The sequence below is a fragment of the Sphingobacterium sp. BS-2 genome (genome assembly GCF_046161205.1).
Classification (GTDB): Bacteria; Bacteroidota; Bacteroidia; order Sphingobacteriales; family Sphingobacteriaceae; genus Sphingobacterium; species Sphingobacterium mizutaii.
On the sequence record NZ_JBIXGO010000020.1, the window covers coordinates 48,422 to 72,261 of the forward strand.

At 37.1% G+C, this 23,840-nt stretch carries 20 protein-coding genes; 10 read left to right on the top strand and 10 right to left on the bottom strand.

Translation table 11 applies throughout. The features are described from left to right. Nucleotides 1–2,199: a bifunctional alpha,alpha-trehalose-phosphate synthase (UDP-forming)/trehalose-phosphatase gene (locus ACK2WI_RS15230; protein WP_312696251.1), complete on the bottom strand. Its 2,199-nt coding sequence runs from the start codon at nt 2,197–2,199 to the stop codon at nt 1–3. A 624-nt stretch (nt 2,200–2,823) separates the two neighbouring features. Here ACK2WI_RS15230 and ACK2WI_RS15235 point away from each other — a divergent pair. From ACK2WI_RS15235 to ACK2WI_RS15255, 5 genes are all read left to right on the top strand, one after another. After that, complete coding sequence (locus ACK2WI_RS15235; RefSeq protein ID WP_409151519.1) at nt 2,824–3,762, top strand: helix-turn-helix domain-containing protein; 939 nt, start codon at nt 2,824–2,826, stop codon at nt 3,760–3,762. A gap of 3 nt (nt 3,763–3,765) precedes the next feature. Next, nucleotides 3,766–4,857: a helix-turn-helix domain-containing protein gene (locus tag ACK2WI_RS15240; protein WP_409151520.1), complete on the top strand. Its 1,092-nt coding sequence runs from the start codon at nt 3,766–3,768 to the stop codon at nt 4,855–4,857. A gap of 37 nt (nt 4,858–4,894) precedes the next feature. Then, nucleotides 4,895–6,397, top strand: coding sequence for a hypothetical protein (locus ACK2WI_RS15245; protein ID WP_409151521.1), 1,503 nt, complete (start codon nt 4,895–4,897; stop codon nt 6,395–6,397). Nucleotides 6,398–7,599: 1,202 nt separating this feature from the next. Continuing rightward, nucleotides 7,600–8,181 (top strand): HEAT repeat domain-containing protein, encoded by a 582-nt coding sequence (locus ACK2WI_RS15250; RefSeq protein WP_312696246.1) that lies wholly within the window; start codon nt 7,600–7,602, stop codon nt 8,179–8,181. A gap of 60 nt (nt 8,182–8,241) precedes the next feature. Further along, nucleotides 8,242–8,643, top strand: coding sequence for a hypothetical protein (locus ACK2WI_RS15255; protein WP_093096352.1), 402 nt, complete (start codon nt 8,242–8,244; stop codon nt 8,641–8,643). A gap of 68 nt (nt 8,644–8,711) precedes the next feature. On the opposite strand, the gene ACK2WI_RS15260 is transcribed toward ACK2WI_RS15255, so the two are convergent. The 3 genes from ACK2WI_RS15260 to ACK2WI_RS15270 all read right to left on the bottom strand — a co-directional run bounded on the left by ACK2WI_RS15260 (nt 8,712) and on the right by ACK2WI_RS15270 (nt 11,366). Beyond that, on the bottom strand, nt 8,712–9,242 hold the full coding sequence (locus ACK2WI_RS15260; protein ID WP_312696244.1) for a DinB family protein: 531 nt from the start codon (nt 9,240–9,242) through the stop codon (nt 8,712–8,714). A 7-nt stretch (nt 9,243–9,249) separates the two neighbouring features. Further along, nucleotides 9,250–9,588 (bottom strand): hypothetical protein, encoded by a 339-nt coding sequence (locus ACK2WI_RS15265; RefSeq protein WP_312696243.1) that lies wholly within the window; start codon nt 9,586–9,588, stop codon nt 9,250–9,252. A 1,031-nt stretch (nt 9,589–10,619) separates the two neighbouring features. Then, on the bottom strand, nt 10,620–11,366 hold the full coding sequence (locus tag ACK2WI_RS15270; protein ID WP_312696242.1) for a GIN domain-containing protein: 747 nt from the start codon (nt 11,364–11,366) through the stop codon (nt 10,620–10,622). Nucleotides 11,367–11,546: 180 nt separating this feature from the next. Here ACK2WI_RS15270 and ACK2WI_RS15275 point away from each other — a divergent pair, with 180 nt between their 5' ends. The 4 genes from ACK2WI_RS15275 to ACK2WI_RS15290 all read left to right on the top strand — a co-directional run bounded on the left by ACK2WI_RS15275 (nt 11,547) and on the right by ACK2WI_RS15290 (nt 15,841). Continuing rightward, nucleotides 11,547–12,107 (top strand): Crp/Fnr family transcriptional regulator, encoded by a 561-nt coding sequence (locus ACK2WI_RS15275; protein WP_312696241.1) that lies wholly within the window; start codon nt 11,547–11,549, stop codon nt 12,105–12,107. Between the two features lie 178 nt (nt 12,108–12,285). Beyond that, nucleotides 12,286–13,677: a TolC family protein gene (locus ACK2WI_RS15280; RefSeq protein ID WP_409151522.1), complete on the top strand. Its 1,392-nt coding sequence runs from the start codon at nt 12,286–12,288 to the stop codon at nt 13,675–13,677. A 2-nt stretch (nt 13,678–13,679) separates the two neighbouring features. Then, nucleotides 13,680–14,645, top strand: a complete 966-nt coding sequence (locus tag ACK2WI_RS15285) for a biotin/lipoyl-binding protein (protein WP_312696239.1) — start codon at nt 13,680–13,682, stop codon at nt 14,643–14,645. Between the two features lie 5 nt (nt 14,646–14,650). Beyond that, nucleotides 14,651–15,841: an ABC transporter permease gene (locus ACK2WI_RS15290; RefSeq protein ID WP_312696238.1), complete on the top strand. Its 1,191-nt coding sequence runs from the start codon at nt 14,651–14,653 to the stop codon at nt 15,839–15,841. Nucleotides 15,842–16,079: 238 nt separating this feature from the next. Here the strand turns inward: ACK2WI_RS15290 and ACK2WI_RS15295 are convergent, their stop codons facing one another. The 5 genes from ACK2WI_RS15295 to ACK2WI_RS15315 form a co-directional block, all read right to left on the bottom strand. Then, complete coding sequence (locus tag ACK2WI_RS15295; RefSeq protein ID WP_312696237.1) at nt 16,080–16,706, bottom strand: hypothetical protein; 627 nt, start codon at nt 16,704–16,706, stop codon at nt 16,080–16,082. Between the two features lie 45 nt (nt 16,707–16,751). Further along, complete coding sequence (lpxB, locus tag ACK2WI_RS15300; RefSeq protein ID WP_312696236.1) at nt 16,752–17,870, bottom strand: lipid-A-disaccharide synthase; 1,119 nt, start codon at nt 17,868–17,870, stop codon at nt 16,752–16,754. Nucleotides 17,871–17,999: 129 nt separating this feature from the next. After that, nucleotides 18,000–19,202, bottom strand: coding sequence for a porin (locus ACK2WI_RS15305; protein ID WP_312696235.1), 1,203 nt, complete (start codon nt 19,200–19,202; stop codon nt 18,000–18,002). 1 nt (nt 19,203) lies between these two features. After that, nucleotides 19,204–20,274 carry an agmatine/peptidylarginine deiminase gene (locus ACK2WI_RS15310; RefSeq protein ID WP_409151523.1) on the bottom strand — a complete coding sequence of 357 codons (1,071 nt, stop codon included), beginning with the start codon at nt 20,272–20,274 and terminating at the stop codon, nt 19,204–19,206. 73 nt (nt 20,275–20,347) lie between these two features. Then, a complete protein-coding gene (locus ACK2WI_RS15315; protein ID WP_093096376.1) occupies nt 20,348–21,223 on the bottom strand; it encodes a carbon-nitrogen hydrolase in 876 nt (291 codons plus the stop codon). 109 nt (nt 21,224–21,332) lie between these two features. Here ACK2WI_RS15315 and dinB point away from each other — a divergent pair, with 109 nt between their 5' ends. Beyond that, nucleotides 21,333–22,400, top strand: a complete 1,068-nt coding sequence (dinB, locus tag ACK2WI_RS15320) for a DNA polymerase IV (RefSeq protein ID WP_409151524.1) — start codon at nt 21,333–21,335, stop codon at nt 22,398–22,400. Here the strand turns inward: dinB and ACK2WI_RS15325 are convergent. Next, a complete protein-coding gene (locus tag ACK2WI_RS15325) occupies nt 22,392–23,780 on the bottom strand; it encodes an exonuclease domain-containing protein (protein ID WP_312696232.1) in 1,389 nt (462 codons plus the stop codon). The genes dinB and ACK2WI_RS15325 overlap by 9 nt on opposite strands. Nucleotides 23,781–23,840 lie beyond the last annotated feature (60 nt).

Sequence of the window (23,840 nt, forward strand, 5' to 3'; positions counted from 1 at the left end):
TTATTTTCCTAAAGAAGCCAATAACTGCAAGACTTCTTTATTATTTTCAACGTAATACTTTGCATGAGATTGTTTATCGCCGACTTTTATTGTGATACTGCTATCAGGCAGGGCAATAAACATATCTTCATCTGTAGCATCATCACCGATACATAAAATAAAGTCAGGATCAATCTCATTTGCTAAGTTGATCGCTGCTTTTCCCTTATTTACCAGTTTGTTCTTGATTTCAATAACCCGATCACCATTGATGATCTGCAGATCTAGAACTTGGTTGAGGTGCCTTAATTCTTGCAGCAACTCTTGTGCTTGTCGTAGACCAAATGCACGTTCTACCTTTCTATAATGCCATGCCAAGGAGTGTGACTTCTCTTCAATCGAGGATCCAGGGGTTCTGTCGGTAAACCTTTGTAAGATTTGATTCACCTCAGTTTTCCAACTATTGCTCAAGCCGGGTACTAAATGCCAATCATGGTTCGGATAGTTACTCCAAATTCCATGTTCGGCAATTAAATAATATGGTCGGTTTCCAAACCAACTTTCTAAATTGCTATACTTCCGCCCTGAAATAATGGTGACAAGATTCCTGGGGTCCTTACTTAGATTATCCAACGCTTCATATACCTCCGTGGTAGGAACTGCCTTATCCGCATTCTTATTAAAGCCAACTAAGGTGCCGTCATAATCCAAAAGGATCAAGCGCTTATTACTGGCATTGTAGCTGGATTTAATGTCAGTTTCGACTTTTTCACGGACTTTCCTAGCCAGTTCATGTCTTTGTTCATTCTTGATCTCTTCTAACCGTTGCATAAAGAGATTTACCCAATGGTGCACGGTGAATTTTGAAACGATAGCCTGGCTGGCATGCATCCTTTCTCCTTTCTCATCTTCTTCCATGCTGATGGCGTCATATAATGTCCTGCTGGTCCGATGGACTGCGTATGGATTGATCACTAAGGCATCTGACAATTCTTTAGAAGCTCCAGCAAATTCACTGATGACCAGAACACCCGAACTTTCCTGCTTACTCGCTATATATTCTTTCGCCACCAGGTTCATACCATCGTATAAGGAAGTGACCCAACATACATCTGCTGCTACATACAAAGCTGAAAGCGCATGAAATGGCAAGGAGTTGTAGAAATACGCGATCGGCTGCCATCCAGGTTTGCCATAAACGGCATTGATGTTTCCGACCTTTCTATCGATCTCGTTCCTCAGCTTTTTATATTGATTAACTTGGTCCCGCGATGGAACAATGAGCATATACAATAATATCTGCCCATGAAGTTCTGGATGGTCATTTAAAAGGATTTCAAAAGCCGTCAATCTTTGTAATATTCCTTTGCTATAATCCAAACGATCTACAGAAAGTATAATTTTTTGATTGTGGTATAGCTCCTTAATATGCTTACTATAATCCTTGGTTTCGGTATCCAAAGCTTGATCCTTATACTTTTCATAATCGATCCCCATTGGAAAAACATCTACCAAGATCTTTCGTCCATTAATTTTTAAGGAATTGATATTGTTTTGGAGATTCAACACTCCTGAACAGGAGTCTAGGAAATTGTCTACATTTTCATAAGTATGGAATCCGATCAGATCCGCCCCTAATAGTCCTTCTAAAAGCTCATCGCGCCAAGGCAACATCTTAAATAGTTCAATAGGAGGAAAGGGGATATGATGGAAATAACCAATACTGCAGGATTCTTTTAATTCCCTAATATTATGAGGAACTAGCATTAATTGATAATCATGGACCCAAACTCGCGTATGCTCTTGGATAAAAGGTAAGGCGGCAGCTGCAAATTTCTTGTTGACTTCCACATAGCTTGTCCAAAATTCAGGTTTCAATTCTACATAACTGGGGCGATAATGGCATAGTGGCCATAGAATGGCGTTAGAAAAACCTTCATAATAACCCTTGATTTCTTTTTCCGTTAGAAAAACCGGAATGAGGTTTAGTTTTTTAAGTTCTTGCCTAATTAATTCTTCTTCTTGTTCATTTTTAGGAATAATGCCTGGCCAACCAATCCACCAAGATCCATTTTCTTTATAAAAGGATCCTAATCCAGTAGCTAAGCCTCCTTCGCTTGGTGTGAACTTGAGTTTTGATTTTTTTCGTTCAATTTTTACTGGCAGGCGATTCGATATAATGAGAGTGCCCGAATCGGGTATATCTAGATTTTGTAACATATGTATAGGGTATACAATCTAGTTCCCAAATTGTTTGAATAAATGTTTAAACACTGATAATCAATCTTATGAGCGTTATACTGAGAATTAATCAGGTTTTAAAATTTAGTAATAATTATTTCATAAATCTAAAATATTTAATATATATTGTATTGAATATCTTTGATATAGATAAGAAAATTAAGTAATTAAGCTTGTGATTAATTAGTTTGTCATTTACTGCTAATATTAAGCTCCAAATGGATAATTGATGTTAATTAATTTCAAAATGTTTGAGTTCTGAGAATTATTTTATTTTTCTTTAATATAAATAATCGGCGATATGAACCAATATTATTATTTATATTTTAACTATTTCTAATAAATCAAATCACTCTAAAACATTAACTAAAATCAAAGTACATAATATAGCATAATTCTTAATAAAATACCCTTCTGGGTTCATTTTAGGGATGTATTATTATTTAGATATATTTGCTGAAATAGAGCAACCGTACCTAAAAAATGAATCTGTTGCTATGTGAATTGTTCAATTATTAACAGTGTTATCTAAGGGTAGAGACTTTGTCTACCATTTAAAATTCCTTACAGCTGAATAATCAAGTATTATTTAGTAAAGAGTATATGAAGAAGAACCTATTTGAGATTTTATTAACCATATTCTGTATCGGTTTAATAGTCCAAATGCTAATGATGTTCGGACGTGTTCAATATCCAATATCCTTAATATTTGGCCCTCTTCTTTATTTAGCCTATCTAGATCAACTGGGCAACAAAATCAGCATAGTCCAAGCTCTTCTCCATTTTATCCCGTTAGCCATTGTTTCGGTTCTGTTTTTTACTTTAAAACCCGCTACAGCGGCTGTTTATCAGCATGTTTACTTCATATCGACTTTGATTTCGATGTTTACCTATCCTTCCATCGTTATCTTTTCTAAGAAAAAAGAAAGCCTTTTTGTAAATGAGAGAAATCTGATCTTACTGGAAATATTGGCATTATTAGGATTTGCCTTATTTTTCTTCATCAATATAATCTACATCAACCATCTTTCAAACAACTTCTCCAATAGACATGCGCAATTGGTAATCATTGCCATTATTTTGGTCAATGTTGCTGTGTTGACCTGGTTTTTGATCAGTAGCAGGTTCTTGGCCAGCAGTCAGGATGATGAACCTGCTTTTTCCTTTCTGCCGGCAATAGATTTAAATATCAAAGATCAAGAGTTGCACCAGATCAAAAACAAGATAAATCAAATCATGGAGATGGAACATCTTTTCCTGGATGCCCATTTATCATTGGACCGATTAAGTAAACAGACCTCCATTGATAAGGAGAAACTAGAATATTATGTATTACAGGTCATGAATTCCAGTTTTGAGGATTGGCTGGCTTCTTACCGTATCAAACATGCCGTGGAATTAATCCATGCAGATTCTGGTAGTTTAAAGTTAGAATATCTTGCCAATCTTAGTGGTTTTGATTCCAGGACTACATTTAATAAATATTTCAAATTGTATGTAGGGGAGTCCCCTTCGAATTATAGGAATAAATTAATTAAATAGCCTATGTTGATCTATTTCATCTACTCTGCAATAATCGTCATAAGCATCCTCAGTTATCAGGTATATAGTAATCTTCCACAAAAAGGCCTGTTTGAGAAAATCCTGTCCTTGTTGATCATCACCCTGTTATGCCATACCATTTTTGCCGCCTTATTCCGAGATATTATTCCCGGTTATAAGTATGTTGATATAGGTGCGCCCTTCGGCTTGTTATATGGCCCGTTTCTATATTTCGGATATTTGGCATTTAAATATAAAAGAGTACCAAGCAGGACCATACTGGTCCATGGTATCCCTTTTTTAGTAATGACGGTTATATATATCGTTTTTTTATCCAGTGAATTTATCCGGTTCCAATACGGCAAATTATATTATATAGTCCTTTACAGTATGTTTGGCTTATCTTGGATTCTGTATCCGATAACCGTCTTATTAAAAGGTAATATCTCTGATTTTCTACAACTTGACACCAAAAGGCTATACTATTACTTTATCATCCTTTTATTGGTTTTGGCGGCATTTATTATCCCCACTATAATGTCTACATTCATCGATAAATATGATGTAGGCAAGCCAGTTTCAGGAGTTACGGTCTACCTGATCATGATGATAGGGATCAGTATGATCTACAACTACTTGTTTCGAACATTGGTTTCTCAGGTCAGGCCGCAAGGATTTCCAATACCCAATCCCAGCATCAAGAGGGGCGAGGCAAAGACTTATGCGCTCAAAGTCAACCAAAATGAAAAAGAATCTCCCTATAAAGACCGGATTTTACAGTATTTAGAAGAAAAGAAATACTTAAATCCTGAATTCAATATAGATGTCATGGTCAGGGATTTAAAGCTCTCAAGACCATTGATTTCCCAATTTTTCAAGGATTATTTTAATCAAAACGCTTTGAAAACCATAAATGCTCTTCGAATCGAAGAGGTGTGCAGGGAATTGACCAAAGAAGATTTTGATATGAATATCGATGAGCTGGCCATTCGTTGCGGATTCAGTTCAAGAGCATCATTTTACAGGAATTTTAATCTAGAAAAGAAATGTACCCCTATTGAATATAGGGAAATGATTCTTCCAAACTTGCACTAATATGGGCTACTTTAGGTTTTTGAGCTGTTTTATTCTCATGATACTTCCTTTTCAAGGCTTTTCCCAAAGAACTGCCTTTGAGAAAAAGTATGCTGCCGTACGTTCAGAACTTCTAGCCACTAATTATGAAGAAGCACTTCGTATAGCGGATTCATTAGAACAAATTTCAACTACAGAAACGACTAAAATTAGATCTAAATCACTATTAGCTTTAGTTCATCAAAGTGTCGGAACTTACTCCATTGCAATTAATTATGCAAAACAAGCAGATCAACTCTCAGACTTAGTGGGCTTATCTGATTTTGAAGCCAGCAGCGCATTGGTCCTTGCCTCAATTTATAGAGACATTGGCATTCAAGAGGAGGTAAGCCGGTATATCCAAAGGGCAAAGGACAATATTAATTCCGTGAAAGATAGCTTGGTTAGAAACCAATTGGACATTTGGGTTCTTCAGGAAGAAGCTTACCAATATATTCATAATAAAAGATATGCAGATGCGCTAGATTGTATGAATCAAGCCATCAATAAAAAAGGTTATATAGATTTTAAAAATCCTAGATCCTTATTGATCCGGTCCAAAAACTACTTAATAATAGCCCAATGCCATAAAGAAATGGGTAATTATGAAGAAAGCCTCACTTATTTGAAAATGGTAATGGATGAAGTTTATGGATTTGAGCATATCATTAAGCCATTTACATTTCAATTCTTGGCTGATGTGTATTTCAATTTAGGGCAATTGGAAAACGCAAGGAAGTATCTGGACCTCGTAATTCCCTATATCACTGGGTCCAATAATCTGCACTTGAAAAAAGAATACTTCTTTTTGGAAGCAAAATACCAAAGAAAGATTGCTAGGGATGATCTCGCAATTCATTTCGTAGATAAGTACAATCAAATTGAAGAGCAAAAAAGAAACAGTGCACAGATAATCGGAAATAATATCCTCAGGGAGCAACAACAGGAAATAAAATCGCTGAAAAGGAACAATGTTATCCTGATTTGGACTATCGTGATCAGTATCAGTGTTTTTGTCCTCTTCTATATGATTAAGGTCAGGCCTAAATCCAATAAAAATGAAGGGATCAGTACTGATCTATTTCCTTCCATGGAAATTAGCAACAACGCGAAGGCCACAAGCAAGGAATTGGTCAACAATTTAGATGTACAAATTTCCTTAGAGACTGAGACCAGGTTAGTCAAAAAGCTGAATGATTTAGAGGATGATCATTTTTTCTTGAACAAGAATGTCACCTTAGGCTGGTTGAGCAATAAATTGAATAGCAATCAAAAGTATATATCCTATGTGATTCGGAAATATAAGAACCAACATTTTAACGATTATATCTTGAACTTACGGATTCAATATATTGTCCAGCAATTGGAGTCCAATAAGACCTTACTGGACTATAAATTATCTTATCTTGCGGATATGGCAGGATTTACTTCCCACAGTAAGTTTACCCTGGCATTTAAATCCGTCATGGATACCACGCCTTCATTATTTATCGAGAACTTAAAGCAAAAGTCCTTTGATTAATTCGGCTTAATTGTTTCTTATTTTTGGACCTACTTCTAAATACCAGAAACCTTTCGATTTAATTTATAGGTTAATTTTATCAAATAATATCGGTTAATGGGGTGGACATTACTTGTTATTAATATAAAGTCATCCACCAATCTGAATTAATTTCTTCTACAGATTTCCAAAACAGGCTAAAATAACTGCATAAATTGGTTCCTTTATACTAATTTTTTGCTAAAATCAATTAATTATAGCTGTTCATAACAGATATATGTATCCATATTAGGTAATTATTCCTTGAAAAGGATCCAAAATTGTCTGAATTAAGACATGTCCACCTCTAATAAAGTCTAATAATTTACTGGAAATATTGTGCAGATTTTCAATTTTCAGAAAATCAATAATTAATATTATCAAATTATATAGCAGTTTGTAACATATTGATAATTATGTATTTATATGGTTTTAAGACATGTCTTATTCTTGTAATTATACAATTAAAATTATTTTTGAGACATACTTTTTTAGAGACTAGACGTAATTTTGATTAATCACAAACGAGGAATTAACTCATGTTTAAATAACAGGCTGATTCCGCTACTAATACGCCAACTAACTATTAATAACAAATATTAAAGAATATGTATCTAGGTTATTACCTTCAATTTTATCTGTTATATGTACAGGCAAAATTATGGAGTTATCCTTCCTTGACAAGGCTAACAATTGTAATCTTCGTATCCTTAATCCTTGTTCTGATTATTAATCAATTGCGAAACCTGTTTTACGAAGCAAAATATAGTCAGGATGATCAGTCATTTAGGTCCTTTAAAGAGAGGCTGGAGAGCGCTATTAATGATATCCTCATGAATAGGAATAATCTCTCGGAACAAAATGTCTTGAATGATTTTGAATCAATTTATAATATCAAAGGATCCCGAAGAGGTTTAAAGTTCCTGTCTAAATTATTGATCCAGGCGAATCTTAATTCCAAGATCGGCAAAGTTGCCCTTAATGATAACAATTATAATATCATTATGAACACCTATGGGTTGGTTAATTTCTGGGAATTAGAGCTGGTCTCAAATAATTTGAATAGGATCTTTAAAGCTAAGAAGAACCTTGATAATCTAAAGAATGATTATCAGCAACAAATACTCCATATCTCCGCGCATAACCTTCCTAAAAAATTGAACAATAAAGGCCCTCAAAAGCTTATGAAAACAGAAAATAACGAACCTTATAAGTTTTTAGACGAAAGCTTTGTTATTGAATTCAATCCCTTGGATGAGATTTTGGTCCATCAATTTTTAATGGTCAAGGCTGAGGCAGGTCGATTGCCACTACTGAGCAGATGGGTCAGAAATTCAACCAATACAGCATTTAGGATATTTATGATCAGGGAAATTGCCTTCTTTAATCAGAGTGGCTGTGGAGCTATTTTGGCTAGCTTACTTTGTAAGGAATCTTGCAATGAAATTCGACTAGCAATTATTGAAACATTAATAAGCCTAAACCACAAACAAAGCGAATCACATATTATCGCTTGTTACCCATCCAGTAACAAAAAGGTTAAAAAAGCAATTATCAGAGCTGTCACAACATTTAAAACAAAATTCGGACTGGAATTCCTTAACGAGGTTTTCTTTGATTCAACAGATAACATATTAAAGGAAGAATTAATACAAGCAATGAAAACGATTAGAAACCAATATGATATGGGAAATGAAGGGAAAGAGGATACAGAATCGTTTTATGAAAAGACGAATAATAAACAAATAAATTACCAAATAGGGTAAGTCACCATATTAATAACAAACCGAAATTCTATCAAATTAATTAACACTATCTATTCTATTATGATTGACAACGTTTCAACTATCAAAAAGGAGTATATGAACCCAGATACGGAGAATAAGATTCTGGCGGCACTTACTCAATGGGAAGCACAGGAATCATATTTAAATCCTTCTTGTTCTATTACCACGGCGTCCAAAGAGATAGGATGTAATTCTAAATATCTTTCCTTCGTAGTAAATAAAAACAAGAAAATTGATTTCCCTAATTATGTAAATAATTTAAGATTGGATTTCTTGAATAATTATTTAAGAACAGTGGAAGAAGCTAGAAACTTTAAACTAACGTATTTAGCTGCTCTATCAGGCTTCTCATCCTATGGAAAATTTGCTAAAAGCATTAAAGATCGAACTGGTTTTAACCCAACCCAGTTTATCGTTTTCTTTGACGAAAAGATTGCTTAATTAGCAAAAGCTAATCCTAAAGCCAAACAATTTGGCTTTAGGATTTCCTTAATGGACCTGGCAAATGACTATGCTGTGTGGTCTAAATGCTGTAATAAATTTAAAGTCACCAATAGCTGCCCATAATGCCTTTGTGCATGCTCTGCCGCATGGAATAAAAGCCCTATTTGCGTGGTGGGTATTCTTTTTCTGCCCAAGAACCTTTCTTCCCCTAGGCTGTCGGGATTGACTTTCTTTAAAGATTCTATAAAATCTTCAACGGTCCTTTCCACATGAGTTTTCAAATCTTCAAGACAGAGGTTATCATTGCGTTGACCTTCCTGGCTGAGGGCATCGAATTGTTCTTCATTCAAGGTTTCTCCTCGGGAATAGGTCATCAATCGATCAATGACCCCAGCAATATGTTGCAAATGGAAGCCAATCGAGGCCATACCATAAGGCTTGATCCATAATTGTTTATCATACTTATCTGAATCAATTTTTTGGATATCTTCATTGACCTGCAATATAGCATGAGCTACAGGTTGAAGTAGGGTGGGAACTTGAGGTATCGGTCCTCGCATCCATACTTCGGGTTGTTTTTCTTCTGCGTCCATCATAATTAAATTAGTTTTGACTGATTGATTTATCTCCAAATGTTACCATGACCATTCCTACAATAATGATCAAGGATCCCAATATCTGCATCCAGCTTAATGGTTGCTTAAACCATAATGCCATTGCCAATTGTACGGTAAGAAATGTACCCCCTGAACAAAGTGCTATGACTATAGGTTGGGGAACGGTTTTGAATAATTGGACCAAAAACCAAGATGCAGAAAGTAAAATGATATTCCCACTGATCAATGCCATCCACTGATATTTTGGTTGTATTCCGCCATATTTAAAAATAATACTAGAACTGATCTGACATAGCCAGAATCCAATAAAAAACAGAGCTTTCATAAGGGTAATTTTACAGCCTGAATTTAGAACATATTTTATGAAATATAAAGTGTAGCGAAGAATTGAAACTTAATTTTTTGAATTAAAATGAAAGGAATTAGCTAGCTGAAAATTATTTCTATGGCTCCCGTATCGGTGGAAAGGATACAGGAGCTCAATAGAAATAGTAGTAAAGAGATTATGGAGATTCTTTGTAGACTTTTGTAAGCCTTTTATTTTTTTAATTCAATATTATTTAGAATGATTTTAAATAACACTACAAACTTAACCCTTCCAAAGTAGAGTTCAAAATAATTTTATAACGTAAAAGGAAATAATACTGACGTTATCCGAAATAAATACAAGCGTTAAATAGTTCACTTTCAATTCTGAACGATGAGTGAAGAATCTGTACGGCAATGTCCTACAATTTCCTGTCATTCTAAATCGAAGATTTAGGACCTGTTCGCCAATACATTTATGGTTTGTCTAGTTCCGAGACCTTTCGTTCCTCAAGGTGACACCGGAATAGGAAACTCTTTTTTGGAGATACCGCCCTGGAAGGTGGGCAATAATTGCCTAGGTAGGCAACCCCTGGAGGGGGTGGAATCTTTGTAGAAAAATTGGAATATAAAACGGATAACCCCTAGACGGGGTGAAATATTTTTCAATAGACCTTCCATAGAAAAGAAAAATAGATCTTTCGCTGTGCTTACGATGACATCAATCCACAATAAAAATAAAAAGAGATTCTTCGCTTTGCTCTGAATCCCTCTATGGGACACTTCCAATTCTGAACGAATAGTGAAGAATCTGTACGTAAATGTCCTACAATTTCCTGTCATCCTAAATCGAAGATTTAGGACCTGTACGCCAATACTATCATAGTTTGTATGGTTCCGAGACCTTTCGTGCCTCAAGGTGACACCGGAATAGGAAACCCTTTTTGGTGTCCTACTGCCCTGGAAGGGCAGAAATATTTTAGCAATGTTATTAAACAAAAAAGGAGCTAAATTAAAACTTAGCTCCTTTGTTTCGTCCTTAAAATATTTTTAGAGTTGGCTAACCGAACCACCTGATGAATGATTCACTGATTTTGATTTAGGGTTTCCGGAATATTCAACTTTTGCTCCTGAAGATACATTTGCAGTCAGTTCATTGGACACATTAATTTTTAATCCGGCACCTGAGCTACCATTAACGGTCAAATTAGAGGTTTTGAAGCTTTGTAAGAAAGCCTTGCCATTAGAAGACATATTCACTGTAGTTTGTTTTGCCATACCAGATAGTGTTAATTCACCTGAACTTGAAGCATTGATCGCCAATTTTTCAGTTTTTAATTCTCCAGACATTTTGCCTGCCGAGCTAAGGTTTATTTCTGAAGTTGTTGCTTCCACTTTTCCAGTCTTCAGCTTTCCAGCAGAGGACATGTCTGCACTGAAATTGTTGACACTTATTGGGTCCAATATTTCTAATGTTCCTGCGGAGCTAACAGCGATCGATTCAATGGAAGAATTGCTGTAAACTGTTACCTTCAATGAATTGTTACCTCTGATATTGCTTCCTCTTTTTACCCGGATTTGCAAATTTCCACCTTTTACTACTGTTTCAATCTTATTCAGCAGATCTTGTCTGGAAACATCCACTACGACCTCATTTTTTGAAGATTTAATGAATTTAGTTTGAATTCCTGAAGCAACTGAAATACCTGAAATATTCCCGATCTTTCTGGTCTCATGGTGTTGGGCATGCGCCAATGAAATAAAGGCTAACATAATAACGGTTAATGTAATTTTCATCTTTTAAAATTGATTAGTTTGAAGCTATTTTTACCTTTTAACTTTCTAACATAAATGTACTTATTTTTTTTAAAAGTATCCTTTCCCTTGTAGTGCCGGAAATCCTATGATTTATTGCAAAATTCATTTGTTTAGGTTAATTAAAAACAATATTTTCAATGTTTATCAGCACAAATTCGGATGACCATATTAAAATATTTTAAGGAACTTTACCATATCAATGATGAGCTTGAACAATTCTTTGATTCTATTATTGAAATTAAAGAATATGCAAAAGGCGAAGTGATCTTTGAACCAGATACTTACTTAAAATATATCTACTTTATTGAATCTGGATTTACTCGGATATACTACTATAAAAACAAAAGAGAAATTACGCATTATTTCTTTGGACCTAATAGCTTCGGTACCGGAATTGAAAGTGTATTTTATAAAAAGCCATCTTTATTTGGGTTCCAGGCATTGGCTCCATCCAAGGTTTGCCTGATCCCATTTGCCCCAATTGAAGAACTTTCGAATTCTAATATTACCGTCAATAAGATTATTCAGAAAGTGCTATTAGACTCTCTCATAAACTTTTCCAATCGGTTTTATAAGACCCAGTTTGAAACTGCCCATGAACGTTACAATGCCTTGATTGAAGAAAACCCCGAGTTGTTCCAAAACGCCTCTCTGGGACATATTGCTTCCTATCTGGGTATTTCCCAACAGACCCTCTCGGTCATCCGAGGGATTAAATAGTATTTTTTCTAGATCACTCTGGCGGTATTTTGATGCCGCTCCTCCATATTAACTTATGGATGGTAATTATTATGGTTAGAAATTCATTTACAAAGCCTTTTTTAAGATATCTGAAATTTATTCATCTAAAACACTTGCATCTTTGTCTTGTTAAAAGATTAAGTCAAACTGATTCAACATGGATTTTAAAATTAATAAAACCTTATCAAGCTTAGCTTTTGTATGGATTACTACGATGACTGCTTTTGGTCAAGAAGGTCTGGAAGCTTTCAAAGCACCAGTTGAGAAGGCAGTTAATTATAATAAATCACTGATCAATGCCAACCTTGAAAACCAAAAGGTAGCATTGGACCGTGAAAATGTAAAAGGAAAATTGTTGCCAACTGTTTCTGCAAATGCAATGTACGGTTATCTAAACAGCAATATTGATGTAGATCTTCCAGCCAAGACTTTGCCATTGTTGGGGACTAGCATTTTTGATGGTTCACAAAGGATGAACCTTTCGACCCAAATTGGAATGGCGGGCGTGACTGCGACCCAAGTTATTTTTAGTGGTCTGCAAATCACCAATGGACAAAAGGCTTTAGAGCAAAAGTTCAAAGCCCAGCAATTGATGACTGAAGCTGGCTATGATGAACTTGCCCAAGAGGTCATGCATAGTTTTGACCAATTGATGCTTTTGAAGGAAGTCGATCTATTGATCATAGATTCTGAAAAAAGGTTGAACAAAGAACATGTCAAGGTGGTCAAAGGAATTGAAAATGGTTTTGCCATCCCTTATGACCGTGACAAGATCAAGTTGGCAATGTTGGAGTTGGAGAGTAAAAAAGCAGAGGTTCAGAGCAATAGAGAGCTATTGTACTTTAAACTACAGGAGCTGACCGGGATGAATATTGAAGAATTGGAATCTATACATTACCAACTTCAAGAGATCAACTTGGAGATGGATTCTGCTAAACAGATGAATCGAAAGGAATTGCAAGCTTTGGAAGCTTCGCAAAAAGCCTATGAATACGTTTTGAAAAAAGAAAAAGGCGCCAAGTTACCGCAGGTATTTGCCTTTGGTAATGTTTCATATTTCAATGCTTTTGGAACCAATATAACGCTTAAAGATTTGCCACATCTAGGGGATTTAAAATTAGAATCCAATCATTTAAGAATGGCACCCAACTTTGCTTTAGGTGTTGGGGTTAAATGGACCATATTTGAAGGAAAGGCCCATAAAACTGCCATCGATAAGGCTAGATTGGATATTCAGATTAATGAGAACAAACTTGCTGACACCAAGGATAAACTTTCACTATTACAGCGTAAAACGGAGGTGGATTATAACCTGGCAATGAAAAAAATAAGTGTGAGCAACCAACAGGTGGAAATTGCCAAGAACAATCTTCATTTAGCTTCAAGGCAATTTGAAGAAGGCTTAGCAGATGTTACCGAAAGATTGGAAGCAGAAAATGAATTTTACAAACAGTCATTGGGATTTTACAATCAAGTCCTAAACCAACGCGTGGCAGCATCGGAGTTATTAAAAGCAAACGGAAACTTATACCAAACCATCACTAGATAGACATGAAAAATATTATATACAGCATAGCAGGAATTATTCTTTTACAAAGTTGTTCAGGGGACAATGCTAAAAAGGAAACAAAATTAGAAGGCAAGATTGAGCGTGATCAAATTGCAGTGACCACTAAGATACCTGGGAAAATCCAGAAGATATTGGTGGAAGTAGGAGAGAACGTCCATAGAGGTGATACCTTAATCGTATTGGAGTTGCCAGAGGTTGATGCCAAATCCATTCAAGCTGAAGGGGCTTTAGCTGCCGCACAAGCGCAATATGAGATGGCAGTCAAGGGTGCGACCGATGGACAGATGAAACAACTCCATGCGAAGGTAGATGGCCTTAAAGAACAATTTGATTTTGCCCAAAAATCTTTAGATAGGATGAACAATCTATTGAAAGACTCTTTAATAGCTCAACAAAAATACGATGAGGTCTATGCCAAATATCAAGGTGCCAAGAATCAGTACCTAGCCGCACAAGCTGAATTGGCTGATGTGCAGCATGGAGCACGTATTGAGCAACAAAGAATGGCTTTGGGTCAAAAGGAACGTGCTCTGGGTGCAGTAGATGAGGTAAAAGTAGCCGGAAAAGAAAGATATATCTTAGCTCCCCAAGATATGACTGTAGAGAATATTAACCTACAGGTTGGGGAACTTGCCCTAGCTGGATACAGCCTAGTTTCTGGATATATCAATGATGGTACCTTCTTTAGGGTAACCATTCCAGAAAGCAAGGTTAAGGAATTTGCGAAAGGACAAGAGAAAACCTTGACCTTACCTTATTTAGATAACAAGGAAATTAAGGCCACTGTAGAGACCATAAAGCCATTGAGTTCTTATGCGAATATCTCAACAGCATACCCTGATTTTGAAGAACAGGAGACTTTGTTTGAGGTTCACCTAAAACCGGTGAATAAACAAGAGTCTAAAGATCTATTAACGAAAGCGACTTTCATAGTCAAACAAAACTAAACAACATGAAGAATTTTTGGAGTTTAATAATAAGAGAATTCAAGCTGTTCTTCCAGAACAAAGTATTGCTAGTTCTTTTCCTTGGTGCTCCTGTGCTTTATGGTGTTTTGGTTGGTGGAGTATACAAGAAAGGTAAGGTCACTAACCTTCCCATTATTGTTGTGGATGAGGATAGGAGCCCATTGAGCAGGCAACTGATTGATATGTTTGAGGAAAACGAGGTCATCTATGTGGCCAAGGTTCTCAATGATCCTTTTACGGCAAAAGATGAAGCCATGAAAACGGAATCAACCGTGGTGGTGCAGATCCCGCGTAATTTTTCTTCAGACGTCAACTATAATCGAAGTACGGAACTGACTTTGTTCGTGAATGCTTCTAATACCTTGACCTCCAATTATGCGATGATGGCGGTCAATGTTGCAGCATCGACCTTAAAGGCAGGTGTTCAGATTAAAGCTCAACAGAAAAAAGGTGTTCCTGAATTTGTCGCTAGCAAGCAGTTTGAGCCCTTTAAGATCACCATGATCAAGCAGAATATCCGTAGTGGAAACTACCTTTATTTTATGTTGCCGGGGGTATTATTGACCGTCTTGCAACAGGTCATGATGTTAGGTTTGGCATTGAGTTTTGCATCGGAGTTTGAAAAAGGAACCTTTAACGATTTGGTCAGCAGATCTAAAAACGTATTTGTTCTGATTTTGGTGAAAATCTTGCCTTATATCTTGATGTCTTTCTTGATCTTTAGTCTGTACTACGCTTATTCAATTTGGTATAGGATGCCTTTGGAGCTGGAAGGCTGGACTTTCTTTGGATCAACCATGTTATTCCTATTGGCAGTAAGCTTTATTGGTGTATTAGTGAGTATCGCGATCCCAAGTCAATTGAAGGCAACAGAAATCTTGATGGTGATCGCTACGCCAAGTTTTATCTTAAGTGGTTTTACCTGGCCTTTAAGCCAAATGCCTGATTGGGTAGTTGGCATCGCGAAAATGATTCCGTTGACACACTATCTTCAGATTTTCCGTACCTTAATGATTGAAAAAGGGACATCAGCTTATTTGCAAGGCCCAATTTGGGGTTTGGCTATCATTGCTATTGTTACCTTTATCGCTTCCATCATTCTCTTGCAGTTGAAGATCAATAAGGCCAAGAAAGAAAATAAAACAAAAGAAAATACGCAACATGCGATAGGGTAGAGCTCCAACTAATTTCATTATTGATGAAAAATCATGAATATTATTGGCTAGCTCTTTTGGATCTTATTCGAGACACATTCCGAAATTTCCGAATATGTCTCGAATAAGGTCAAAGCTTGGTCCGAATAAAACGGATCATTTATTAAGAATAAAGGGTAATAAAAAAACGATCAACTGTATGCAGCTGATCGTTTTTTTATATTCCGAAAATATTTTGGACAAATATTTTATTCTATTATTATTCCTTTGCTTTTATTTCAACTGATCCTTCTCTACCCGGAGAACCAGAGTAGATCTGGCCTTGAGGCATTCCTCTCAATCCAGGATAGGACATAGAGATACGGCTGTAAATCTGTCCAATCTCGCTGGTAGGATTGACCCTTCGGCCGCCTTCATTCACATCTACAAATAAGTAGTTGGTTCCTTTTTTATCCTTTGTTTGGGGGCTGATACCGTTTGGATCGTAGGTAATACTGACTTTCCCACCATTCCCATTCGGAAATGTTTTGGTACCATTGAAGGCATCAAGACCTCTTGCAATTACAAATAGGGATCCCAATTTTTTGAAATTAACATCCATGTCGATATTCGTTGCATTGTTCTTGCTGTCTTGGCCGGTGATCACTACATTTTTACCAATTTCAGCATATCCAATATCGAGCTTGACATCCTTCTTGGCGTAGAACTCCAATTTGGATTTATCCTTCATGATCAAGGTATCAATCTTTAGGACCATAGAAGAGTCACCTCTGCTGAAAACCTTTTTGTCTTTTTTTCCAAGCTCTAGGCGTGGAATATGTTGGACTTCTTGGGCATAAGTAAAGAAGCTACCTAAAATTAACGCTAAACTTAATATATATTTCATTTCATTATCCTCCTGTTTATTAGGACAATATTATTGGGAAAAAGTTTAATTTTCTGCCTTCATATATTCCACGATCAATTTAGCCGTTTTTTCGGATGCACCAGGGGTTCCCATCTTCTCCATGAGCACATCATAATTTTCTAAAACGCTAGCCCGATGCTCTGGATTGGAAATCAATAAACCGAGTTCATCAGCGATATTGGAGGTGGTACAATCCTTTTGGATCAATTCAATAACGGATAAATAGTTGTTGATCAGATTTACCAAGGAAATAAACTGCACTTTGATGACCTGTCTCGCTATCATGACCGAAATAGGATTGGCTTTGTAAACCACCACTTGAGGAACTCTTAACAAAGCCGTTTCTAAAGTTGCTGTACCACTGGTAACTACTGCAGCCTCTGCATTGTTTAGGAGATCGTAGGTTTGATCAAATATAATAGGTATAGGGTAATCGCCAATATACCTTTGGTAAAGACTGAGGTCAATATTCGGGGCTCCAGCAATGACCAATTGATGTGCAGGGAATCGGTTATAGAGATCGACCATTTCTGGAAGGAGATGTTCGATTTCCATTTTACGGCTTCCCGGTAATAGGGCGATGATCGGACTTTTGTCCAAACCATTTTTTTCTCGGAAATCTGGCTGGAATTTATAGGCTGAAATGGCATCCAATAGAGGATTGCCAACATAATCTACATCGTACCTAAATTCCTTGTAAAACTTAACCTCAAATGGAAGGATACAAAACATGTGGTCCACCACTTTTTTGATTTTGTAAACGCGTTTTTGGTTCCAAGCCCAAATTTTGGGTGAAATATAATAGTTGACCGGGATCCCGATTTTCTTTGCAAATTCCGCTATTTTCATGTTGAAACCTGGGAAATCTATCAGGATTAGGCAATCGGGTTGGACTTTTTGGATATCTTCTTTGACTTTTTTTAGGTTTTTAGAAATACTTCTCAGGTTCATCAACACTTCGATGAACCCCATGAAAGCCATTTCAGAGGTATGGATCAAGGCAGGGACTCCAGCAGCCTCTTTCATCTGATCGCCACCAACAATATGGAATTCAGCTTCAGGATCTTCTTTTTTTAATGCTTTGATCAGGTTTGCACCATGCAGATCGCCTGATGTTTCACCGGCTATTAAGTAATACTTCATTGCAACAATTAATCTTTAAAGATAAGGATTCTTATTACCATGATGCAATAAATGGGGAAAATCCATAGGATTAAATGACAAAGGCTGCAAAATTACTTGCAGCCTTTGGATAATATGTGTTGGGAAAGTTTAGATTCCCAATTCAACTTGGAACATCGCGCCCCAAGAGCTTTTATCATTACTGTTGTTGAAATGGCCATCCTTGAAGGTATAGTTGCCATTCAATTGGAATTTCAAACGGTGGGATTTAACATATTTGGTTAAACCTAGCTCCATTACTTCCGTTTGTCTTTCAAACGCTTTGATTTCACTGTCCGGTTGAACCATGGTATATCGACCAGCTATTTCATAGCCGTGGTTCAATAAATAGGAAACCTGCTGGTTAACACCCCAACCTTTATAAGCAACGGTTTCTTGAGGTGTTTCCTCATCTGTCACGTTAAATGGATTGTCTACATCGCGACGCATGTATTCAGCCTGATAAGCAAAGCCACTATATTTAAATATAGCATCGGCAAAGGTCGTTTTAAATGTGAAAGGATTTTTTACAAATCTTCCCAATTGTCCGCCTTCTCTTTTGGTTCTATCATTATAGCTGTAACCAGCACCTATAGATAGTTTTGGGGTTTCCTCACGATCTAAATCGCCCTCTTGGTAGTCGTTTCCATCAGTAAACTTACCCAATGGAAGGAATTCAACCCGACCTGTATAAGCTAAACCTGGATCTGTTGAAGATGCTGCCCGACCTTCACCTGTTGAGATTGCAGCTTTTGCATTGAAAGGCATGTCACCAATCTTCTTACTCAAGTTCAAGGAAATACCAAAGTCACGGTCAAGGGTAAAGTTGTCATTCACCAAGGAACGATCAGCAAATTGCAATTGTCCTGATGAATTCACACGTTGGCGGTTACCCGGTAATTTATTCTGTCCAAAGGATATATAGAAATCATCGCTGAAGTTATAGAACATAACAGCGTCCCTTACGATATTAGCCACTTTGGTATCATCGTAGTCCTGGTCACTGCGTGTAAACGCCAATTGAACGGAATAAGAAATCTTAGGGGTATAGATGTAACCATCCATACGCATCCGTAGCCTTCTGATCCTTGCATCAAATTTACCATCGTCAATATCATTCAGTTCTTGTTTGAAACCTAAACGGTTTTGCATCCTGAAACGAAAGTTGATATAGAACAAAGAGTCATTCGATTTATATTGAATCCCTTTGAAGTTTAAGATAGTTGCACGGTCATCTCTTTCCTGAGCTTGAGCCAAGCAAAGACCTAAAAAAATGAAAGCGCTGGTTAATAAAAGCTGTTTTAGGTTTTTCATATTATATTGATGGTTCTTGTTGGCTTAAACAGTGAAAACTCCCCAATCCCCAAATAATATCAACTGAGTCGATACCGATTACTTTTCTATCTGGGAAGACACTCTGGATAATCTCCAAAGCTTTACTGTCGTTTTTATCATTAAAAACAGGAACAATAACTACTTTGTTTGCAATATAGAAATTTGCGTAAGATGCTGGTAGTCTTTGATCATATTCTACCGGCCTTGGCATTGGTAATTCAATAACATTTAAGGAGCGACCATCCAAAAGCTTCATTGCTTTTAAGTTTTCTAGGTTTTCCTGTAATAGTTCGTAATTATCATCAGCTTTATCTTCTTCTACAACGGTAAGTACGGTGTCTTCGGAAACAAATCTGGTAATATCATCAATATGCCCATCGGTATCATCACCAACAATTCCATCACCTAACCAAAGGACTTGGTCTTGACCATAATAATCCTTTAAGTAAGTTTCGATCTGTTCCTTGCTGAGATGCGGGTTTCTGTTTTCATTCAATAAACAAGCTGTAGTAGTTAGGATAGTCCCTTTACCATTAAATTCTACTGATCCACCTTCCATGACGATTGGAGGTGTAAATAGTTTCAGGTTAAATTCCTTTGCGATTCTCGTTGGAACTACATCATCAAGGTCAAAGGGAGGGTATTTCCCGCCCCAAGCATTGTATCCCCAGTCTACAACTGCTTTCTCGCCAGTTTCACGATTGATTACAAAAGCTGGACCGTGATCACGGCACCATGCATCGTTAGTAGGGTTGAAATGGAAACTGATATTCTCCATTTTAGCTCCTGATTTTTCAATATGCGAAAGAGCAAAAGTTTTCATTTCCTCATCAGCAACATTGATACGAACCAGTTGATCTTCAGCAACCAGTTTAATGAATTGGGAATAAGGTTCGTAAATAGTTTCGATTTTTCCTGGCCAAGATTCTTCTTTGTGGGGCCAGCTTAACCAAAGTGCGTCTTGCTTTTCCCATTCAGCTGGAAAAACAAAACCTTGTGCTTTGGGGGTATCTTGATATTGGTATAAATCTGAATTGATATGCGCTGTCATATTAAATTAGCGTAAAAAAACTATGTTCTGCAGGACAAAACATAGTTTTTAATATATTTTAAATTAAAGGTTATTAATCTTCGTCAATGAACCTTTTGGTAATCGGGCTATAGGTCTCAATACGTCTATCACGTAAGAAAGGCCAGTGTTTACGGAAGTAGTCGGATTGATTTAGATCGATTTCCACGACTTCAACTTCTTCTTTATCATGGGAGGCCAGGTACAATAATTTACCTTGTGCATTGGTAGCAAAACTACCGCCCCAGAATTTCATGGCTCCATCTTGTTCAAATCCAACACGGTTTACAGATACCACCGGAACTCCGTTTGCAACGGCGTGAGAACGTTGGATAGTCTGCCAAGCGTTATATTGGTCTTGGTTGGTTTCTTCATCTTGGTCAGTCGCCCAACCGATCGCAGTAGGGTAGAACATTATTTCAGCTCCCATAAGCGCAGTAATCCTGGAAGCTTCTGGGTACCATTGATCCCAACAGATCAATACGCCAATTTTACCAAATTTTGTGCTGAATACTTTGTAACCTAAGTCACCTGGAGTGAAATAGAATTTTTCGTAGAATGCTGGATCATCAGGGATATGCATCTTGCGATATTTGCCAAGATAAGAACCGTCTGCATCTAGGATAGCGGTGGTATTGTGATATAATCCTTGTGCTCTTTTTTCGAAAAGCGAAGCAATGATCACTACGCCTAACTCTTTAGCCACAGCAGAAAGGGCATCGGTAGAAGGTCCAGGGATTGCTTCTGCTAAATCAAAATTATCGTAGTCTTCTACATCGCAGAAATACAAAGAGGTAAATAACTCTTGCAAACATACAATTTGTGCACCTTTAGCAGCAGCTTCACGAACTTTCTCAATAGCTTTGTTTAGGTTCGTTTGTTTGTCTTTTACACAAGACATTTGAACCAAACCAACTTTTACTTTACTCATTTTTTAATAATATATTGGACTTAGCGCAAAGATACTATAATTTCATGGCTTAAAGTCAAATTTGGGCAATGGATATGTAGTATTAATACCATTTTTTTACTTTTGGATAATGCGAAAGATCATTCATATCGACATGGATGCATTCTATGCTTCTGTAGAACAGCGAGATTTTCCCGAATTCAGGGGGAAGGCCTTGGCCGTGGGTGGTTCACCTGATGGCAGGGGCGTTGTGGCTACGGCAAGCTATGAAGCCAGGAAATTTGGCGTTAAATCGGCTATGTCTTCTCGGATGGCCTTGAAATTATGCCCGCATTTACTGTTTACTTACCCAAGATTTGATGTATACAAGGAAGTATCCAATCATATTCGTTCTATTTTCAGTCGCTACACGGATTTGATCGAGCCCTTGTCTTTGGATGAGGCCTATTTAGATGTAACGGAAGATAAGCTTGGGATCGGGTCGGCCATTGAGATTGCCAAACAGATCAAAGAGGCAATTTCCAAAGAACTGAATTTGACAGCCTCTGCCGGAGTTTCAGTCAATAAGTTTGTCGCTAAAATTGCTTCAGACTTTCAAAAACCTGATGGATTGACTTTTATTGGTCCATCCAAGATTGTCTCCTTCTTGGAAAAGCTGCCTATTGAAAAGTTCTTTGGAGTCGGTAAAGTCACGGCAAAAAAGATGAACCAAATGGGGATTTTCAATGGTCAGGACCTGAAAAGGTTTTCGGAAATCGAAATGATCCAGCATTTTGGGAAGTCGGGGAAATTCTTTTATCAAATTGTTCGGGGGGAGGATAATCGGCCTGTAAAACCCAATAGGATCAGTAAGTCGATCGGAGTGGAGGATACGTTTGAAACTGACCTAAGGGAAAGGGAGGATATGGTGGAAGAAATAAAAAGGATTTCCAGCAAGCTATATAAACGTCTCAAGAAAGCGGAAAAGTTTGGAAAGACCATAACCTTAAAAGTCAAGTTCGGAGACTTTACGCAAATCACCAGAAGCCGTACTTTCTTTACAGCGATGGAGGAATTGGAGGAAATTGAAAATCAAGCTTTGGATCTACTGGACAAGCTGGACCTGCAAGAAAGTAGGGTCAGGTTATTGGGCGTTACGATTTCTAATTTCCATGATCAGGATGCTGTGGAAGAGGGATACCAATTGACGCTATTCTAAAGGAACGCCTTTTAATTGCAAGACTTTATTGGGGTATAAGGCCGCATAGCTTTCCGCCAGGTGGTTCATGTAAAAATTGTTGATCACCAAATCATCTTGGCTGACAATGTTCTCAATATCCATGTTTTCATCTTCATTTTCTACAAATCCAATGGCATGGACCTTATTGTCCTTATAATAGATGTAGCTCTTCTCATTCAGATTCCTGCCTTTGTCCAAAATCACAAAACTACGCTTCTGATCGGTTAAGGATTCTATAGCTTGGGTGACCTTGAGATTGTAATCCTCTATCTCAGGGAAGTTTTTTTGAGCTAATATTTCCTTGATTTCCTTGGGGGCGTTAGGATTTGAAAAAAATGAACATAAACGCAAGTCTAATTCAAATTCCTGAACCAAGCGGAGCAGTAGCTGTGTGGATTCATGGACGCTATTGAAATAGTAAATGGGTTTTACGTTTTTACGGACTTGGCAAATGGAAAGGCGGATATAGCCATTTTGATCCTCGTAGTCCAAAAGACCATACTTGGGTTCAAATTTCTTTAAGGCCCGATTGTAGATTGGCCAGTTCTTCTTGATCAAGTGGCATTCCAATAGGAAAGCCATTAATTCGGTACCGGTCTCTTGGAATTCGATGTGGCAGATTTCATTGATAAAGCTTTGTCTTCTTTGACCTGTATTATTGCCTGTAAAGTGGGAAATCACCCTTTTCTTAATATTGTTTGCTTTACCGACATAGATGATCTTGGAACTGGAATTCTTGAAGATATACACTCCGGTACTCATGGGAAGGTTATTGACCAAGTCGGAGGAAATATGGGTAGGGATGCGTTGTTCCTTTGCCTTATGCTTGATGGAATTTTCAATTATTTGATTTGCATCGGCTCCTTTCAATTTCTGAAATAAGGTCACCGTAGCTTCTGCATCGCCTTTTGCGCGGTGCCTATCCTGTATATCAATTCCCAATGACTGGCATAAACGCCCTAGGCTATAAGAATTGAGATTTGGGAATATTTTCTTGGAAAGTCGAACTGTACATAACCTTGAAGCTTTCCAATCGTAGCCTGAACTTTTTAATGATGATTGGATGAAGGAATAATCAAAATGTACGTTATGGGCAACAAATATCTTATTGTCCAATAAATTATAGATCTTCTCGGCTACATCAGCGAAAACAGGGGAGTCCTTGACCATTTCATCCGTGATACCTGTCAGGGCTTGGATATGGAAAGGAATGGGCTGTTCAGGATTGATTAAGGTGCTATACTCGTTAATAACTCGATCACCATCGAAAATAAAAATAGCAATCTCCGTAATTTGACTGGCAGAGGCATAGCCACCAGTGGTCTCGATATCGACTATAGCAAAGTGTGAGGACTCCATTAAACAAAAATAATACTAATAATTTTAATTACTAAAATTATTAGTATTATTTTGAAAGTT

Coding starts and splice junctions, on each gene's coding strand:
- ACK2WI_RS15235 (WP_409151519.1), top strand. CDS start 2,824: ATGAAGAAGAACCTATTTGAGATTTTATTAACCATATTCTGTATCGGT.
- ACK2WI_RS15290 (WP_312696238.1), top strand. CDS start 14,651: ATGAAGAATTTTTGGAGTTTAATAATAAGAGAATTCAAGCTGTTCTTC.
- ACK2WI_RS15285 (WP_312696239.1), top strand. CDS start 13,680: ATGAAAAATATTATATACAGCATAGCAGGAATTATTCTTTTACAAAGT.
- ACK2WI_RS15275 (WP_312696241.1), top strand. CDS start 11,547: ATGACCATATTAAAATATTTTAAGGAACTTTACCATATCAATGATGAG.
- ACK2WI_RS15265 (WP_312696243.1), bottom strand. CDS start 9,588: ATGAAAGCTCTGTTTTTTATTGGATTCTGGCTATGTCAGATCAGTTCT.
- dinB (WP_409151524.1), top strand. CDS start 21,333: ATGCGAAAGATCATTCATATCGACATGGATGCATTCTATGCTTCTGTA.
- ACK2WI_RS15315 (WP_093096376.1), bottom strand. CDS start 21,223: ATGAGTAAAGTAAAAGTTGGTTTGGTTCAAATGTCTTGTGTAAAAGAC.
- ACK2WI_RS15310 (WP_409151523.1), bottom strand. CDS start 20,274: ATGACAGCGCATATCAATTCAGATTTATACCAATATCAAGATACCCCC.
- ACK2WI_RS15260 (WP_312696244.1), bottom strand. CDS start 9,242: ATGATGGACGCAGAAGAAAAACAACCCGAAGTATGGATGCGAGGACCG.
- ACK2WI_RS15230 (WP_312696251.1), bottom strand. CDS start 2,199: ATGTTACAAAATCTAGATATACCCGATTCGGGCACTCTCATTATATCG.
- ACK2WI_RS15325 (WP_312696232.1), bottom strand. CDS start 23,780: ATGGAGTCCTCACACTTTGCTATAGTCGATATCGAGACCACTGGTGGC.
- ACK2WI_RS15270 (WP_312696242.1), bottom strand. CDS start 11,366: ATGAAAATTACATTAACCGTTATTATGTTAGCCTTTATTTCATTGGCG.
- ACK2WI_RS15305 (WP_312696235.1), bottom strand. CDS start 19,202: ATGAAAAACCTAAAACAGCTTTTATTAACCAGCGCTTTCATTTTTTTA.
- ACK2WI_RS15245 (WP_409151521.1), top strand. CDS start 4,895: ATGATACTTCCTTTTCAAGGCTTTTCCCAAAGAACTGCCTTTGAGAAA.
- ACK2WI_RS15280 (WP_409151522.1), top strand. CDS start 12,286: ATGGATTTTAAAATTAATAAAACCTTATCAAGCTTAGCTTTTGTATGG.
- ACK2WI_RS15255 (WP_093096352.1), top strand. CDS start 8,242: ATGATTGACAACGTTTCAACTATCAAAAAGGAGTATATGAACCCAGAT.
- ACK2WI_RS15250 (WP_312696246.1), top strand. CDS start 7,600: ATGAAAACAGAAAATAACGAACCTTATAAGTTTTTAGACGAAAGCTTT.
- ACK2WI_RS15295 (WP_312696237.1), bottom strand. CDS start 16,706: ATGAAATATATATTAAGTTTAGCGTTAATTTTAGGTAGCTTCTTTACT.
- ACK2WI_RS15240 (WP_409151520.1), top strand. CDS start 3,766: ATGTTGATCTATTTCATCTACTCTGCAATAATCGTCATAAGCATCCTC.
- lpxB (WP_312696236.1), bottom strand. CDS start 17,870: ATGAAGTATTACTTAATAGCCGGTGAAACATCAGGCGATCTGCATGGT.